The 13,962-nt window shown below is 67.5% G+C and carries 16 protein-coding genes and 2 tRNA genes; 10 read left to right on the top strand and 8 right to left on the bottom strand.

What is annotated here, in order from left to right:
• Positions 1 to 287: 287 nt before the first annotated feature.
• Positions 288 to 2,225: a hypothetical protein gene (locus ACIBL3_RS17800; RefSeq protein ID WP_396354473.1), complete on the bottom strand. Its 1,938-nt coding sequence runs from the start codon at positions 2,223 to 2,225 to the stop codon at positions 288 to 290.
• Between the two features lie 149 nt (positions 2,226 to 2,374).
• Between ACIBL3_RS17800 and ACIBL3_RS17795 the strand changes: the two genes are divergently transcribed.
• The gene (locus ACIBL3_RS17795; RefSeq protein WP_396354472.1) at positions 2,375 to 3,592 is read left to right on the top strand and encodes an MFS transporter; all 1,218 of its coding nucleotides are present in this window, start codon (positions 2,375 to 2,377) and stop codon (positions 3,590 to 3,592) included.
• Here the strand turns inward: ACIBL3_RS17795 and ACIBL3_RS17790 are convergent.
• The 4 genes from ACIBL3_RS17790 to ACIBL3_RS17775 are packed head-to-tail and all read right to left on the bottom strand — an operon-like array spanning position 3,539 to position 5,163.
• A complete protein-coding gene (locus ACIBL3_RS17790; RefSeq protein WP_396354471.1) occupies positions 3,539 to 3,811 on the bottom strand; it encodes a hypothetical protein in 273 nt (90 codons plus the stop codon). The genes ACIBL3_RS17795 and ACIBL3_RS17790 overlap by 54 nt on opposite strands.
• The gene (locus tag ACIBL3_RS17785) at positions 3,812 to 4,360 is read right to left on the bottom strand and encodes an AAA family ATPase (protein ID WP_396354470.1); all 549 of its coding nucleotides are present in this window, start codon (positions 4,358 to 4,360) and stop codon (positions 3,812 to 3,814) included.
• A gap of 18 nt (positions 4,361 to 4,378) precedes the next feature.
• Entirely contained in the window at positions 4,379 to 4,930 is a 552-nt protein-coding gene (locus ACIBL3_RS17780) for a GrpB family protein (protein ID WP_396354545.1), read from the bottom strand.
• 56 nt (positions 4,931 to 4,986) lie between these two features.
• Complete coding sequence (locus ACIBL3_RS17775) at positions 4,987 to 5,163, bottom strand: hypothetical protein (protein ID WP_396354469.1); 177 nt, start codon at positions 5,161 to 5,163, stop codon at positions 4,987 to 4,989.
• Between the two features lie 41 nt (positions 5,164 to 5,204).
• On the opposite strand from ACIBL3_RS17775, the gene ACIBL3_RS17770 reads away from it, so the two are divergent.
• Positions 5,205 to 5,672: a hypothetical protein gene (locus ACIBL3_RS17770; protein WP_396354468.1), complete on the top strand. Its 468-nt coding sequence runs from the start codon at positions 5,205 to 5,207 to the stop codon at positions 5,670 to 5,672.
• Positions 5,673 to 6,034: 362 nt separating this feature from the next.
• Here ACIBL3_RS17770 and ACIBL3_RS17765 read toward each other — a convergent pair.
• A tRNA-Gly gene (locus ACIBL3_RS17765) sits at positions 6,035 to 6,105 on the bottom strand.
• Between the two features lie 520 nt (positions 6,106 to 6,625).
• Between ACIBL3_RS17765 and ACIBL3_RS17760 the strand changes: the two genes are divergently transcribed.
• The 7 genes from ACIBL3_RS17760 to ACIBL3_RS17730 all read left to right on the top strand — a co-directional run bounded on the left by ACIBL3_RS17760 (position 6,626) and on the right by ACIBL3_RS17730 (position 12,000).
• Positions 6,626 to 6,698 (top strand) — tRNA-Pro (locus tag ACIBL3_RS17760).
• Positions 6,699 to 6,773: 75 nt separating this feature from the next.
• On the top strand, positions 6,774 to 8,168 hold the full coding sequence (tig, locus tag ACIBL3_RS17755) for a trigger factor (protein ID WP_396354467.1): 1,395 nt from the start codon (positions 6,774 to 6,776) through the stop codon (positions 8,166 to 8,168).
• 168 nt (positions 8,169 to 8,336) lie between these two features.
• A complete protein-coding gene (locus ACIBL3_RS17750; RefSeq protein ID WP_396354466.1) occupies positions 8,337 to 8,579 on the top strand; it encodes a hypothetical protein in 243 nt (80 codons plus the stop codon).
• 132 nt (positions 8,580 to 8,711) lie between these two features.
• Positions 8,712 to 9,335: a ClpP family protease gene (locus ACIBL3_RS17745; RefSeq protein WP_396354465.1), complete on the top strand. Its 624-nt coding sequence runs from the start codon at positions 8,712 to 8,714 to the stop codon at positions 9,333 to 9,335.
• A 31-nt stretch (positions 9,336 to 9,366) separates the two neighbouring features.
• Positions 9,367 to 9,978 (top strand): ATP-dependent Clp protease proteolytic subunit, encoded by a 612-nt coding sequence (locus tag ACIBL3_RS17740; protein ID WP_396354464.1) that lies wholly within the window; start codon positions 9,367 to 9,369, stop codon positions 9,976 to 9,978.
• A 248-nt stretch (positions 9,979 to 10,226) separates the two neighbouring features.
• Complete coding sequence (clpX, locus tag ACIBL3_RS17735) at positions 10,227 to 11,522, top strand: ATP-dependent Clp protease ATP-binding subunit ClpX (protein WP_396354463.1); 1,296 nt, start codon at positions 10,227 to 10,229, stop codon at positions 11,520 to 11,522.
• A 247-nt stretch (positions 11,523 to 11,769) separates the two neighbouring features.
• Positions 11,770 to 12,000, top strand: coding sequence for a hypothetical protein (locus ACIBL3_RS17730; RefSeq protein WP_396354462.1), 231 nt, complete (start codon positions 11,770 to 11,772; stop codon positions 11,998 to 12,000).
• A gap of 1 nt (position 12,001) precedes the next feature.
• Here the strand turns inward: ACIBL3_RS17730 and ACIBL3_RS17725 are convergent, their stop codons facing one another.
• On the bottom strand, positions 12,002 to 12,190 hold the full coding sequence (locus ACIBL3_RS17725; RefSeq protein ID WP_396354548.1) for a hypothetical protein: 189 nt from the start codon (positions 12,188 to 12,190) through the stop codon (positions 12,002 to 12,004).
• On the opposite strand from ACIBL3_RS17725, the gene ACIBL3_RS17720 reads away from it, so the two are divergent.
• Positions 12,152 to 12,652, top strand: a complete 501-nt coding sequence (locus ACIBL3_RS17720; RefSeq protein WP_396354461.1) for an alpha/beta hydrolase — start codon at positions 12,152 to 12,154, stop codon at positions 12,650 to 12,652. The two genes, ACIBL3_RS17725 and ACIBL3_RS17720, sit on opposite strands and share 39 nt — an antisense overlap.
• On the opposite strand, the gene ACIBL3_RS17715 is transcribed toward ACIBL3_RS17720, so the two are convergent.
• Positions 12,649 to 13,956 (bottom strand): aspartate aminotransferase family protein, encoded by a 1,308-nt coding sequence (locus tag ACIBL3_RS17715; protein ID WP_396354460.1) that lies wholly within the window; start codon positions 13,954 to 13,956, stop codon positions 12,649 to 12,651. The two genes, ACIBL3_RS17720 and ACIBL3_RS17715, sit on opposite strands and share 4 nt — an antisense overlap.
• Between the last annotated feature and the right edge of the window lie 6 nt (positions 13,957 to 13,962).

Raw genomic sequence — 13,962 nt, 5'->3', positions numbered from 1 at the left:
GCGGAGCCGCCAGAGGTTGCGGCTGCGTTCGGGTGCTCTGGTGGTAGGGGCTGCGATCGACGGCGCTTGGGCAGGTCTCTCTGAGGGCATCTGGACGGGCGCACTTCCCATCATGCTCGTGACTTGGGGTTGGCTACCGGAAAACGGCGCACTTTCCAGTATCGCCTACGGGTAAGCGCTTGTCCCTCGAATTCCATTCCCTGGCGATGAATTACCTCGTGTCGCAATAGGCGACCCCCGCCACCACGCGGTGACGGGGGTCACAGTGATTACGAATCGCGATAGGTCTACGGATTGACTCGCAGGAACGCGATGCCGTCGATCGTGGCCGGCGCGGTGGAGGTCGAGACGATCTTGACCGCGCCGGTGCGGAACGGCGTGATCGGGAGGTAGGTCACCTTGCGGGCCGTCGTGGTCGATGCCAGTGAGACTGTGCCGATCTTGATGTTCGCGTGGTAGATGTCGACGCGCCCCTGCCCGGGCCCGTGGATCGCGACCAGGGCGATCCGGGCCCCGGCCTCCGCGGTCTTCGTCAGGTAGGCGCCGTTCGCGTTCAGGATCGACGTCGTGCCCTGGAACGCGAGCGTGCTGGTCGACCGCGTCACCGACCCGGCCGAGGTGAGGGCCCGGTCGTCCTGGGGAGCGACGGCGCAGATCTGCGGCGACCAGGCGGACAGGTTGCCCAGGTGGTCGCGGGAGCGGACCAGGAAGCACTCGTCCCAGCCCAGCCGCGGCGTCCAGGTGATCGACGTGATCTTGGTGTTCTGCCAGGTCGGCGGGTAGATCCACTTGCCCAGGGCAACGCCCGGCGCGGCGATCTTGTAGACGACGTCGTACGACTCGACGCCGATGTCGTCCGTGTAGGCCCAGCGGAATGTCACCGGTGCCGTGACCGCGACCCGGTCGCCGATCCGCAGGGTCACCAGCGACGGCGCCGTACCGTCGACCTCGCTGCAGTACGACGTACTCCAGGCGCTGACGTTGCCCGCGTAGTCACGTGCCCTGACCTGCCAGCACGTGTCGGTGCCGATCGGTGCGGTGTAGCTGGCGCCGGTCGTCTTGAGCCCCTGCCACGAGGGGATCTGGTTCCAGGCGCCGTACGGCGAGGTGCGGTTGGGGCGCTGCTGGATGCGCAGGTCGTACGAGTCGACGCCGGTCGCGGGGGAGTTGGGGTCCTGTGGGTCAGTGTAGGCCCACTCGAACGACAGACTCGTGTTGTCGCGGATACGGTCGCCTGCCGACGCGCTGGTCAGCACCGGTGCGACTGTGTCCGGGCGCTGCTGCGGGTCCGCGGTGAGCCAGCTCAGGGTGATGACGCGGGCCTTGGAGTCCGGGTCGGCGTACACGATCTTGGCCAGGCCAGAGCCGTCAGTACGGAAGGTGGCGGGCTGCCGGACCGGTCCGTAGGTGCGCTGGCCTAGGTCGGGGTCGTTCAGGTCAGTGATCAGGAGGTTCTGGTCGGTGGTGGTCTGGACGGTGAAGCCGTTGCCGAGCTGGGAGTCGGCCGCGACAGTGAGGTTGCGCGGGGCCTGTGGGCCCTTCACGTCCACCACCTGGCCGCAGCCGTTCAGCAGGGCCCAGCGACCATTCACACGGTCCGGACCGACTGCGCAGTTGCTCGCGACCAGGACTGTCTTGACGGTGCCGGTGATGAGGTCCTTGCCGGTCAGCTGTCCGGGGTCGGTGACCTTCCAGACCGTGCTGTCGGACATGGCGAACGGCGGGGCATAGTCGGCCAGCTTGGTCTTGGTCGCGACGTCGTACACCTCGGCGGTCGCCGCGTTCGGTGTGCGGTGGGAGACGAGCTTGCCGCCCTTGCCGATGATCACCTCGTCCGCTGCGGGGAAGGTGAGGCCGCCGACTTTCGCCGTACCCGCCTGGAAGGTGAGCAGGGACGAGCCCTCGAGCTGGAAGGGCTTGGTGTCGTTCGTGCCGCCTGTTGCGGTCCACGTGGTGCCGTTGTTGCTCGTCTCCCAGAGCGTCTGGTCGGTGCGGTCCGTTGTCACGACCCGTGCGCCGGACTGGCCGACGTCGCCGACCTGGGCCGTTGCGGTTCGGGGTGTGACCAGTACGCCGGTGCCCAGGTGCTCCGGTGGATCGGCTGCCATCACCTGACTCGCCAGCACCGGTACCAGTACGACCGCACAGGCGACGGCAGCCGCCTTGACCCGCAACCTGACCACAAGAACCCCCTCGGCGCCGCTCCCCAGCGGGCCCGTCGACACAGGGCGGCACCCTAGTCAGTAACCACCGGTAACGGAAGCGCTTACCGGCCTGGACCGATCTGTGGCCGTGTTTCGCAGATGGTGAACAGGCTCCGCTGGTGGTGAACAGTTGTAGTCGGGCGAGTGTGCTCGGTGACAGGTTGCCGGGCATGGCTTGGGTCGTCAGAGGTGAGTTCCGGAAGCTGTGGGTCGGGCAGTTGGTGTCGGCGTCGGGGAGTGCGATCACCACAGTCGCCCTGCCGCTGGTCGCCGTACTGACGCTGCATGCGTCGGCTGTGGAGATGGGTGTGCTTGCGGCGCTGACTGCGGTCCCGCATCTCGTCTTCGGTTTGCCGGCTGGGGTGGGGGTGGACCGGTGGTCACTGCGGCGGGTGCTGGTGCTGACGGACGTCGGGCGCGCCGTACTGCTCGGGTCTATCCCGGTGGCTGCGGCTGCTGGGGCGCTGCGGATGTGGCAGCTGTACGTCGTGGCCGTGCTGACCGGTGTGTTGACGCTGCTCTCGGAGACCGCGGCGATGACGTTGATGCCGGCGTTGGCGCCGCGCGACGACCTTATCCGAGCCAACAGCGCGCACCTGCTCAATCTGAACGTCGCGTCGACCGCGGGACCTTCTCTGGCGGGGTTGCTGGTGCAACTGATGACTGCGCCGTTTGCGATCCTCTTCGATGCCGCGTCGTACGTGGTGTCTGGTGTTGCGTCGTACTTGATCCGTGAGCCTCGACGTGAGTTGGCTGAGCGGTCGGAGGTGCGGCTGACGGACGGGCTGCGGACGATCTTCGGCAGTCCGGTGCTGGCGCCGCTGGCGGTGTCGGCGACCGTCGGTGCGATCGCCGGCTCGTTGCAGGGGCCGCTGATCGTTCTCTACTTGGTCCGCGAGCTCCACTGGACGCCGGCGCTGGTCGGGGTGGCGATCACGGTCTTCGGAGCGGCCGCCATCGTCGGCTCGCTGCTCGCGCCTGCATGGATCCGCCTGCTCGGCATCGGCCGCGGCTACATCACCGGCCAGCTCATAGCGTCTCTTACTGGCGCCGCACTGGCAGTTGGCCTCGCCCCATTCGTCCTACTGGGCCAGGCGCTGTCCGGCCTGGGCATGTCGCTCTTCGCCGTACCGCAGCGCACCCTGCGCCAGTCTCTGGTCCCACCGACCGCACTGGCTCAAGGCACCGCCACCTGGCGCACCCTGGTCATCGGCGGCCAATCCCTAGGCGCCCTGACCTCAGGCCTACTAGCCACCACCATCGGCCTCCGCCCCACCCTCCTCCTCTCCACCACCACCACGCTCGCGGCCACCCTCATTGCGACCCTCTCCCCGCTACGGACCCTGCACGGACTTCCCGGCCTGGTGGATGCGGGCCATGGCAACTAGCGCCGCGGCCTTGCGGCGATACCGCGTCTTCTGCACGAGCACGCGATCGTCGCCTTCGACGCGGTAGATCCGGAGCGTCCAGCCGCCCTGGAACACGACCAGGTTCGTCAACCAGTTGACGATCCAGAGGAGCGGAATCAGAAGCAGCTCCAGGTCCTGGCCGGTCCCCGACGTGTGGTCCCAGTCGACGAAACCCGATCGCCGCAGGTCCGCGTCCATCTAGTCCTCGATCGGGTGGGCGATCCGGCCGCCCGATGACCAGGAGAGGTCGGTGATGATGCGGGTGGTGGTGTCTTCGAGGGTGCTGGTGGAGTCGATGATCTGCTCGCCCGGTACGCCGAGGAGGTCGCACGGTTGGTACCAGTCGCGGAGCTTGTCGGCGGTGACGCCGTACGGGGGCTTGGTGTGATGTCGCCGTACGGTCTCCTCGAAGGGGAGCTGGAAGTAGTACACGCCAGTGCGGCCGATGTGGTCGGCGATCAGCTGGCGGACAATATCGCCGTAGGTGGGGCTGTAGAGGATGCCCTCCAGGATCACGTGGTACCCGTTGTCGAGCGCGTACCGGACCGTCTGGTCGATCAGGCCGATGTTGGGCGCGTGTGGGCGGTCGTGCTCGCGCAGCAGGATCCGCCGCAGGTAGTCCTGCTCGACCCAGGCGACCCCGCGGCCGACTCGTCGCCGTACCTCCTGCGCCGTAGTGCTCTTCCCCGACGCCGAGTTCCCCCGGACCACGACCAACCGCGATGACTCATCCCCGACCTTCGGCACCCGGCAGACCCTAGCCGGTCAGCAGTCGGACGGCGGCGGCTCCCAGCCGGTGGACTGAGCCCATTCATCGGCAAGCTGGATCGTCTGCCAGATGAACGGCGTCTTCGCGTCCACGTAGTCCTGTCGCCGCTCCGGCGCCGAGAACCGCTTGACCAGTTGATGCTTCAGATCTGCGTAGGCCCGCGCCCGCTCGGGATGCGTCCGGAGAAAGTCCCGGAACAACAACGTGAACTGCTCGGAGAACGACCCCGCCCGCCTGACATGAACATGAGTACGGCGCTCACCCGGAAGCTCCCGGAAATACCGCTTGGTCTGCTCCGGATTCCCCGCCCGATAAACAAACCCAGCCCGCTCGATCGGGCCCCGATAGGCCTCCAACGGCTCGAACGAAGCCACCGAAACCTGAACATCCACCACCGGCTTCGCATCCAGCCCCACTACCGCCGTAGACCCCACATGATCAATCCGCACCCCGACCTCGCCCAACTCCCCCCGAAGCCTCCGCCCCACCTCCCCAAACAACCCCACCCACGCGGAGTCATACGCAACAACCACAATCCCCTCACCCATCACCCCATCGTTCCACGCAGCCCCTTCGGAGTGGGCAGTCCGCGATGCAGTCGGCCTCAGCGACTGGTCTGCTGGTGCTCGGACCGCTCGGACCCGGCGGCGTCGGTGTCCGCGGCGCTGCGGGCAACGACGAAGCACAGTCCCGCCAGCACGAACGTGACCGGGCCGAGCAGGAACCGCTCCCACGGACTCTGGGACAAGAAGTTCGCCACCGTTCCCAGCGCGAGCAGCACCACCAGCACCCACGAGCCGACTTGTTCGATTAGGGTTTGGTGTGCACTGGATCCATGAGCGGCGGCTGCGGTGGCTCTTCGACTTCATCGATCCGGATCCGGCTCGGCGGAGGGCCGCAAGGCTGAGGCACGACCGGTACATCGCCGAGGAGTGGGAAGCGGTCCAACGCCAGAACTCCCTGTGGTGGTCCAACGGTCAAAGCTACGACTTCTCCGCGGCTCCTGCTCTTGGAGCGGAATTCGACCGCCACCTCGCTGCGCAATGCGCCGCACGCGACAACACCCTCTATGGCGTGATGGGGAGGTTCGAAGACGCTTCGTGGCGTGCAGACGAATCGGCGACATTCGAGCTGTTCGCGCCGTATGCCGTGCTGTTCCTGCGGTGGGAAGCCGCCTATCCCGTGGAGTGGCGGGAGGCTTCTTCCTCGTCTCCCTGGGGTGCCAAGCAGCAGATTCTTCGAAGCTTCACCCGTGCGGCGTGCCGCCGTCGAATCGCCCGCACCTCGTAGAGCTCGTTGCGCAGGCCGTGTCGAGGGAACACCGATGCGAGGACCGCTGGTACGCAGCTGTAGCGCGACGTCTTGACGGTCCGGAGCTAAGAGCAGCCCTCGACGGGTGCCGGAAGTCAGCCGGTGAAGGAGTGCGCCTCAGGGCGGAGTACGTGCTCACCGTCCTGGACGACGTCGAGATGCCGGTAACCCTCGCGAGCTGGCGCCGCTGGCTCGCGGAAACCGCCTGACACGAACGGGGCGGCCGGGGTCCTGGCACCGACCACCTAATCGCTGGCTGATCGCACGCGGCCCGACCTGGCCTAGACGTGAGAAGGCCCCTAGCCTCAGATCCCTGTGGCTAGGGGGCCTTCTCCTGCCAGAGCGGGTGACGAGAATCGAACTCGCGTAGCCAGTTTGGAAGACTGGGGCTCTACCATTGAGCTACACCCGCGGTGCTCGGACATGATTCCACATCGGGGTCGGGGGTTGGCAAACCGGTTAGCAGCTGCGCAGCCGGATGGGGTCGGTTCCTGACTGGACAACGACTACCTCGTCGGCTTCCCAGGCGGATCGCGCCGGCGTCGAACGACGCCGGCGCACGGTGCAGAACCCCACGGTCCGGTTACCCGTTTGGGTCAGCCGCTGAGGGGTCGGGCAGCGCGGACGGGTGGAGGTTTGCAGCGCCGTACGGCGGGATGCTCGTGAGCTCCGGTGGATTCAGTCGGGGATAGGGCGCCAGGTACGGCTGAGCCAGGGTCGGCGGAGGCAGCGCGAGCGGGGCTGGTCGGTCCGGTAACGACGGATTGCGTTCTCCGTACTCGGTGTGACGGCCGGCGACGTCGGGGCCCTGGAGCGCAGCCCGGTCAGCGAGGCGTGCTGGCTCACGGCGCGGATGGTGGGCTCTGGGGGCCGGTATGGGAGGGCGATTTCGCGTGCACCGGGTTGGGTCGACTAGACTCGGGCGGTCACTGCGGGGCGTAGCGTAGTGGCTAGCGCGCCTGCTTTGGGAGCAGGAGACCGCAGGTTCGAGTCCTGTCGCCCCGACAAACCCCCTGCAGCACCCCTGCAGCGCGGGCTGTCCCCGTGCTGTGAAGTCATCGATCAAGGAGAACCGCCACCGTGAAGAGCACCGTCGAGTCCATGAGCCCGACGAAGGTCCGGCTCATCGTCGAGGTGCCGTTCGAGGAGCTCAAGCCGAGCCTCGACGCGGCGTACCAGAGCATCGCGAAGCAGATCACCGTGCCGGGCTTCCGCAAGGGCAAGGTGCCGCCGCAGGTGATCGACCAGCGGGTCGGCCGCGGGCCGGTGCTCGAGGAGGCGATCAACGACGCGCTGCCGAAGCTGTACTCGCAGGCGGTGCAGGAGAACAAGGTCAAGGCGATCGGCCGGCCCGAGGTCGACGTGACCGAGTTCAACGACCAGGAGAGCCTGCAGTTCTCCGCCGAGGTCGAGGTGCGCCCCGAGATCACGCTGCCGGACCTGGACGGCCTGGAGGCCGAGGTCGAGGACATCGCGATCTCCGACGACGAGGTGAACGAGCAGATCGAGGCGCTGCGGCAGCGGTTCGGCTCGCTGAACCCGGTCGAGCGGGCGGTCCAGGACAAGGACTTCATCACCATCGACCTGTCCGCCAGCAAGGACGGCGAGAAGGTCGAGGAGGCGCAGGCGACCGGCCTGTCGTACCAGGTCGGCAGCGGCCAGCTGCTGGACGGCCTGGACGAGGCGGTCACCGGGCTGAACGCGGGCGAGAGCAAGACCTTCGTCACCCAGCTGGTCGGCGGCGCGCTGAAGGGCGAGGACGTCGACGTCGCGGTGACTGTGACCGCGGTCAAGGAGCAGGAGCTGCCGGAGTTCGACGACGAGTTCGCGCAGACCGCGTCGGAGTTCGACACCGCCGACGAGTTGACGGCCGACGTCCGTGGCCGGCTGGAGCGCGGCAAGCGGCTCGAGCAGGCCGGCGAGGCGCGCGACGCCGTACTCGAGAAGATCCTGACCCTGGTCGAGGTGCCGGTGCCTGAGGGCCTGCTGGTCGACGAGCTGGCCGCCCGGAAGGAGAACCTGGAGCAGCAGCTCGGGTACTCCGGGATGTCGTTCGAGCAGTTCCTGGAGAGCGAGGAGCAGTCCCAGGACGAGTTCGACGAGGACCTGAAGAAGCGCTCCGAGGACGCGATCAAGGCCCAGTTCGTGCTGGACCTGGTCGCCGAGCAGCAGGAGCTGAGCGTCAACGACCAGGAGCTGACCGAGCACATCGTGCGGCACGCGCAGCGTTCCGGCGTCAGCCCGGACCAGTTCGCCCAGCACGCGGTCGAGAACAACCTGGTGCCGAGCCTGGTGTCCGAGGTCGTCCGCGGCAAGGCGCTCGCGCACCTGGTCGAGAACGCGAAGGTCACCGACGCCTCCGGCAACGCGGTCGAGCTGAAGACCCTGCAGCCGGACGGCTCCTACGCCGAGCCAGCGGCCGAGCAGGCCGACGAGGCTGCGGAGGAAGCGGCCGAGGAGCCGGCGAAGGCCTGACCAGCAGTACGGCGCGACGGCCCGGATCCCGCGTGGATCCGGGCCGCCGTCATGTCTGCGCCACAGCGGTTGTCAGGCCGCTGAAAGTGATCTGAAAGCGGCGTTCCCTAGCGTGGCGGTGCACTGTCAAACCCGGTGCACTGTCGAACCGCTCTGGGGGACCGCCTGATGACACCGAGCCTGCCGTCCGACAAGCCGTGCCTGTGGCTGCCGGGACCGTCCGGTTATCACCTGCTGGACACGCGCCGCCCGCCCCGGCTCCGGGTCCGGATGCATTGGCAGCGCAAACCGGCCGGACCACGGCCCGACGAGCAGTACGCCGTACCCGTCATCGAGCCGCCGACCGCTCAAGCGCCTGGTGAGCGGCCCGGCTGCGGCGAGCGGGACGCGGTGGCGCTCTGCGGCTGGTGAGGAGCCGGCCCGCCGCGGGGCGCCCACCGAAAGCCGCCGGAGGAATTCGCTCAGGGCAGACACGGTGCGCCGTGAGCGAACACCCCCGGCCCAGCCTTAGGTCTGTCGCCGCCGCCCAGTAATGTCGGCTTCGTGAACGAGACATTTGCAGCCAGCCCCACCGCCGCGGGCGGCAACGGATCCGGCGGACTAGACGACCACATCTACCAGCGCCTGCTGCAGAACCGGATCATCTTCCTGGGGTCCGAGGTTCGCGACGACAACGCGAACGCGATCTGCGCGCAGATGCTGCTCCTCAACGCCGAGGACCCCAACAAGGACATCTGGCTGTACATCAACTCGCCGGGTGGTTCCGTGGACTCCGGCATGGCGATCTACGACACCATGCAGTGGATCTCCAACGACGTCGCGACCGTCGGGATGGGCCTGGCCGCCTCGATGGGTCAGTTCCTGCTCTGCGCCGGTGCGAAGGACAAGCGGTTCGCGCTGCCGCACGCGCGCATCATGATGCACCAGCCCTCCGGCGGTATGGGTGGTACGGCCAGTGACATCAAGATCCAGGCCGAGCAGTCGCTGCACATCAAGGCGCAGCTGTTCCGGCTGATCGCGGAGCACACCAGCCAGCCGCTCGAGCAGGTCGAGAACGACGCCGACCGCGACCGCTGGTTCACCGCCGAGCAGGCCAAGGAGTACGGCTTCATCGACCACGTGGTCGCCAGCGCCGCCCAGCTCAGTACCGGCAGCCCGAACTCCTGATCTCCCACTCCGTCAGTCAAAGGACGCACCCATGAACTACTTCATCCCGCAGTGGGAGGAGCGCACGTCGTACGGCATGCGCCGGATCGACCCCTACACCAAGCTGTTCGAGGACCGGATCATCTTCCTCGGCACGCCGATCACCGACGAGATCGCGAACGCGGTGATGGCGCAGCTGCTGTGCCTGCAGTCGATGGACTCCGACCGCGACATCAGCATCTACATCAACTCGCCGGGTGGTTCGTTCACGGCGCTGACCGCGATCTACGACACCGTCCGCTACATCAAGCCGGACGTCCAGACGGTCTGCCTCGGCCAGGCCGCGTCGGCCGCCGCCGTGCTGCTCGCCGCCGGTACGCCGGGCAAGCGGCTGGCGCTGCCGAACAGCCGGATCATCATTCACCAGCCGGCCACCGAGGGCACCTACGGCCAGTCGAGTGACATCGAGATCCAGGCGAACGAGATCCTCCGGCTGCGCGCGCTGCTGGAGAAGATGATCTCCGAGGCCAGCGGCAAGTCGCTGGAAGCGGTCTCCCGCGACATCGAGCGGGACAAGTTCCTCACTGCCGACCAGGCGATCGAGTACGGCCTGATCGACGACGTCCTGCAGACCCTGAAGACCCCGGTTCCGGCCGGCGTCTGACAGGTCTGACCCGGTTCGACGGTGCTGTCACAAGGGCTGACCAGAGGCAACCGGAGCGGAACGCCGCCTTGTCAAGGGCGAGGCGCGTTCGCCACCGGCGTAGTCACAACGCGGCGTCGGGCGCGGCGTTTCGGCCTCTGGCGCGGTACCGTCGAATCGGGATCCGGGGCCGCCGTACGGCACCCGGCCCGAGCGGCCTACGCCCCCTTGGCCCACGGTTCGACTGCTCAGAGAAGGGATTTGTCCCGGTGGCACGCATAGGTGACGGCGGCGACCTGCTGAAATGCTCGTTCTGCGGTAAGAGCCAGAAGCAGGTCAAGAAGCTCATCGCCGGTCCCGGCGTCTACATCTGCGACGAATGCATCGATCTCTGCAACGAGATCATCGAGGAGGAGCTGAACGAGGGCTCCGAGGTCGGTCTCACCGAGCTGCCCAAGCCGCGCGAGATCTACGACTTCCTCAACGCCTACGTCGTCGGACAGGACGTGGCCAAGAAGGCGCTCGCGGTGGCGGTGTACAACCACTACAAGCGGGTCCGCGACGGTCAGGGCAGCTCGAGCGCCGGCCGGCACGCGAAGGACGAGGCCGTCGAGCTGGCCAAGTCGAACATCTTGCTGATCGGCCCGACCGGCTGCGGCAAGACCTACCTGGCGCAGACGCTGGCCCGGATGCTGAACGTGCCGTTCGCGATCGCCGACGCCACCGCCCTGACCGAGGCGGGGTACGTCGGTGAGGACGTCGAGAACATCCTGCTGAAGCTGATCCAGGCGGCCGACTACGACGTCAAGAAGGCCGAGACCGGGATCATCTACATCGACGAGGTCGACAAGATCGCCCGCAAGAGCGAGAACCCGTCGATCACCCGGGACGTGTCCGGCGAGGGTGTGCAGCAGGCGCTGCTGAAGATCCTGGAGGGGACGACGGCCTCGGTGCCGCCGCAGGGTGGCCGCAAGCACCCGCACCAGGAGTTCATCCAGATCGACACCACCAACGTGCTGTTCATCGTCGGCGGCGCGTTCGCCGGCCTGGACCATATGGTCGAGCAGCGGGTCGGCAAGAAGACCCTCGGTTTCAACACCTCGCGCGAGCCGGAGAAGCCGAAGGAGCTCGGCGGGTACGCCGACGTGATGCCGGAGGACCTGCTCAAGTTCGGTTTGATCCCGGAGTTCATCGGCCGGCTCCCGGTCATCACCACCGTGTCGCCGCTGGACCGCGACGCCCTGATCAAGATCCTGTCGGAGCCGAAGAACGCGCTGGTCAAGCAGTACCGGCGGCTGTTCGAGATCGACAGCGTCGAGCTCGAGTTCACCGACGACGCGGTCGAGGCGATCGCCGACCAGGCGCTGCTGCGCGGCACCGGCGCCCGCGGTCTGCGGGCCATCATGGAAGAGGTTCTCCTCAACGTGATGTACGAGGTGCCCAGCCGTGAGGACGTGGCCAAGGTCGTCGTCACCGGCGAGGTCGTGTTGGAGAACGTGAATCCCACGCTGATCCCGCGCGACCAGATCGAGCGCAAACGCGAGCGTCGCGAGAAGACTGCCTAAGTCTCTTCTGAAGGAGGCCGGGTCCGCTGTACGGCGGAGTCCCGGCCTCCTTCTGTTGGTGGACGTAACGGTAGTGGCGCTCCGCATACGGTCGATTGCGTGAAGCCGACAAGACTCCTTCGAAGACCGTCCGTTGCTGCCGCCGTCGGTGCGCTGCTCGCGCCGGCCACACCCGGTTGCCGGCGACGGACCCGGCGCGCAAGATCGGGACGCTGTTCACCAACCCGGGTGGTCCCGTGGGTCCGGGGTGGACTTCATCCAGCACATGGGTCAGGCCGCGTACCAGCCCGAGGTACGGGCGCGGTTCGACATCCTCGGGTTCGACCCGCGTGGTGTCGGCAAGTCCGATCCGGTGACCTGCTTCCCGACGGCTGCCGAGGAGGCGGCCGCGTTCGAGGGGCAGCCGGCGTACCCGGTGACGACCGACGAAGAGCGCGCGTACACGAAGCTCTGCCGGACGGCTCGACCGTCACGGTGACCTACCAGCTGGCGGTCCAGGCGAGCTTCTTCTCGATGTACAGCCCGTCCGACTGGCCGGCGCTGGCGGAGTCGCTGGCCCAGCTCGCGACTGCTTCGGAGATGACACGGGCGAAGTCTGCCGCCGGGCGGGCGTCCGAGTTGCTGGTTGAGTGGAACCGGCGCGAGGAGGAGTACGCGTCGATCGGCACCGCGCTGCAGCCGTGTGTCGAGGCTCGGCAGTCGGGTCGGCCGCTGGCCTATCCGCAGTACGCCGATGCGGCCGACAGTCGGCACCGCACTTCGGACGGATGCGGTTGTGGGTCGGTCAGCCGTGTGAGTTCCTGGGTGTGCGGGACCACGACGCCTTCCTCGGTCCGTGGAAGCTCAGCACGAAAACGCCGGTGATGGTGATCGGCACCCGCTACGACCCGGCGACGCCGTACGAAGCGACTCGTCCGTACGCCGACCTGTTCTGCAACGCCAGCATGGTCACGGTCGAGGGCTACGGCCACACGGTTCTCGGCAGGAGCACCTGTGCCGACAACCTGATCACCACCTATCTCACCACCCTGACGTCACCGGCCGACGGCTCGACCTGCACGCAGGACCGCAAGCCGTTCGACCCGGCCCCGGCTTCGGCCAAGTTGTTACAGGGCCTGGGCCTGTACTAGAGGGACGCAAACACTGAGTCGGCGACCGCGATCGTTTCGGCGATCTGGGCGTCCGTGTGCTCGGTGGACAGGAACCACAACCCCCTCGGGACGATGTTGATCCCGGCCGCGAACAAGCCCGCGTGGAACTTCGCCATCGCGGGCCTGTCGCAGGCCGCGAAGTCCCGGTAGTCGGTCACCGCCGGCTGGTCGGTGATGTACGTCTGGAACACCGGCCCCGGACCGTCGACCAGCAGCGGCACACCATGTCGCCCGGCGGCCTCGCGCAGCCCATCCATCAATCGTCGGCCCGTGGCGTTCAGCGGGGGATAGACCGAGTCGCGGTCCACATCGAGGTACTGGAGTACGGCGTCCGCTGCCGCCATCGCTACCGGATGTGAGTTGAAGGTCCCGGCGTGGGCCACGGCCCCGTTCGCGATCGACCCCATCACCTCACGCGAACCGACGAGCGCGGACACCTGCATCCCACCGGCCATCGCCTTCCCGAACGCCGACAGATCCGGCACGACGCCCAGCAGTTCCTGAGCACCACCGGGAGCCACCCGGAAGCCGGAGATGATCTCGTCGAAGATCAGCAACGCGTCATGCTGTTGTGTCAGCTCCCTCAGGCCCTCGAGGTAGCCCGGCGCTGGAGTGATGCAGCCCGTGTTGCAGAGCAGGGGCTCGAGGATGACCGCGGCGATCTCGTCACCGTGCTGATCGAACACCGCTGACACTGCTTCGAGATCGTTGTACGGCAACACGATCAGGTCGTCCGCGCCGCCGCGTGGCTGGCCCGCCGTACCGCCGACTGCTGTCGGATGGCGGGCGTCGCCGGCCAGCGCGAGGTCGGGATGCACGCTGTAGAGGACCGGGTCGAGCCAGCCGTGGTAGTTGCCCTCGAACTTCACGATCTTCGGGCGGCCGGTGTGTCCACGCGCCAGCCGGATCGCGCCATGCACTGCTTCCGACCCGACGCTGTTGAACCGCACGAGCTCGGCGGACGGGACCATCCGGCACAGGCGCTCGGCAACGATCGCTTCGAGCTCGTGCTGCGCGGCGTACGCGACCCCGCGGCTGACCTGGGCGGACACTGCCTCGGCGACGATCGGGGAGGCGTGGCCGAGCAGGTTCGGTCCCTGGCCGAGGACGTAGTCGAGGTACCGGTTGCCATCCACGTCCCAGAGCTCGGCGCCGCGGGCGTGGTCGACGAACAGCGGTTTGTCCGCGCGACGGGCGTCGCTGGACACCCCGCCGGCGATCACCTGTTTGGCGCGGTCGTACAGGCGATCCGTCTGTTCGTGGCCTCGGGCAACGGTCTGCACAGCTCC

This window comes from Kribbella sp. NPDC050124 (assembly GCF_044460355.1).
GTDB lineage: Bacteria > Actinomycetota > Actinomycetes > Propionibacteriales > Kribbellaceae > Kribbella.
This window is presented reverse-complemented; position numbering and strand designations above follow the sequence as displayed.

Coding starts and splice junctions, on each gene's coding strand:
- ACIBL3_RS17795 (WP_396354472.1), top strand. CDS start 2,375: ATGGCTTGGGTCGTCAGAGGTGAGTTCCGGAAGCTGTGGGTCGGGCAG.
- ACIBL3_RS17740 (WP_396354464.1), top strand. CDS start 9,367: ATGAACTACTTCATCCCGCAGTGGGAGGAGCGCACGTCGTACGGCATG.
- ACIBL3_RS17750 (WP_396354466.1), top strand. CDS start 8,337: ATGACACCGAGCCTGCCGTCCGACAAGCCGTGCCTGTGGCTGCCGGGA.
- ACIBL3_RS17790 (WP_396354471.1), bottom strand. CDS start 3,811: ATGGACGCGGACCTGCGGCGATCGGGTTTCGTCGACTGGGACCACACG.
- ACIBL3_RS17780 (WP_396354545.1), bottom strand. CDS start 4,930: ATGGGTGAGGGGATTGTGGTTGTTGCGTATGACTCCGCGTGGGTGGGG.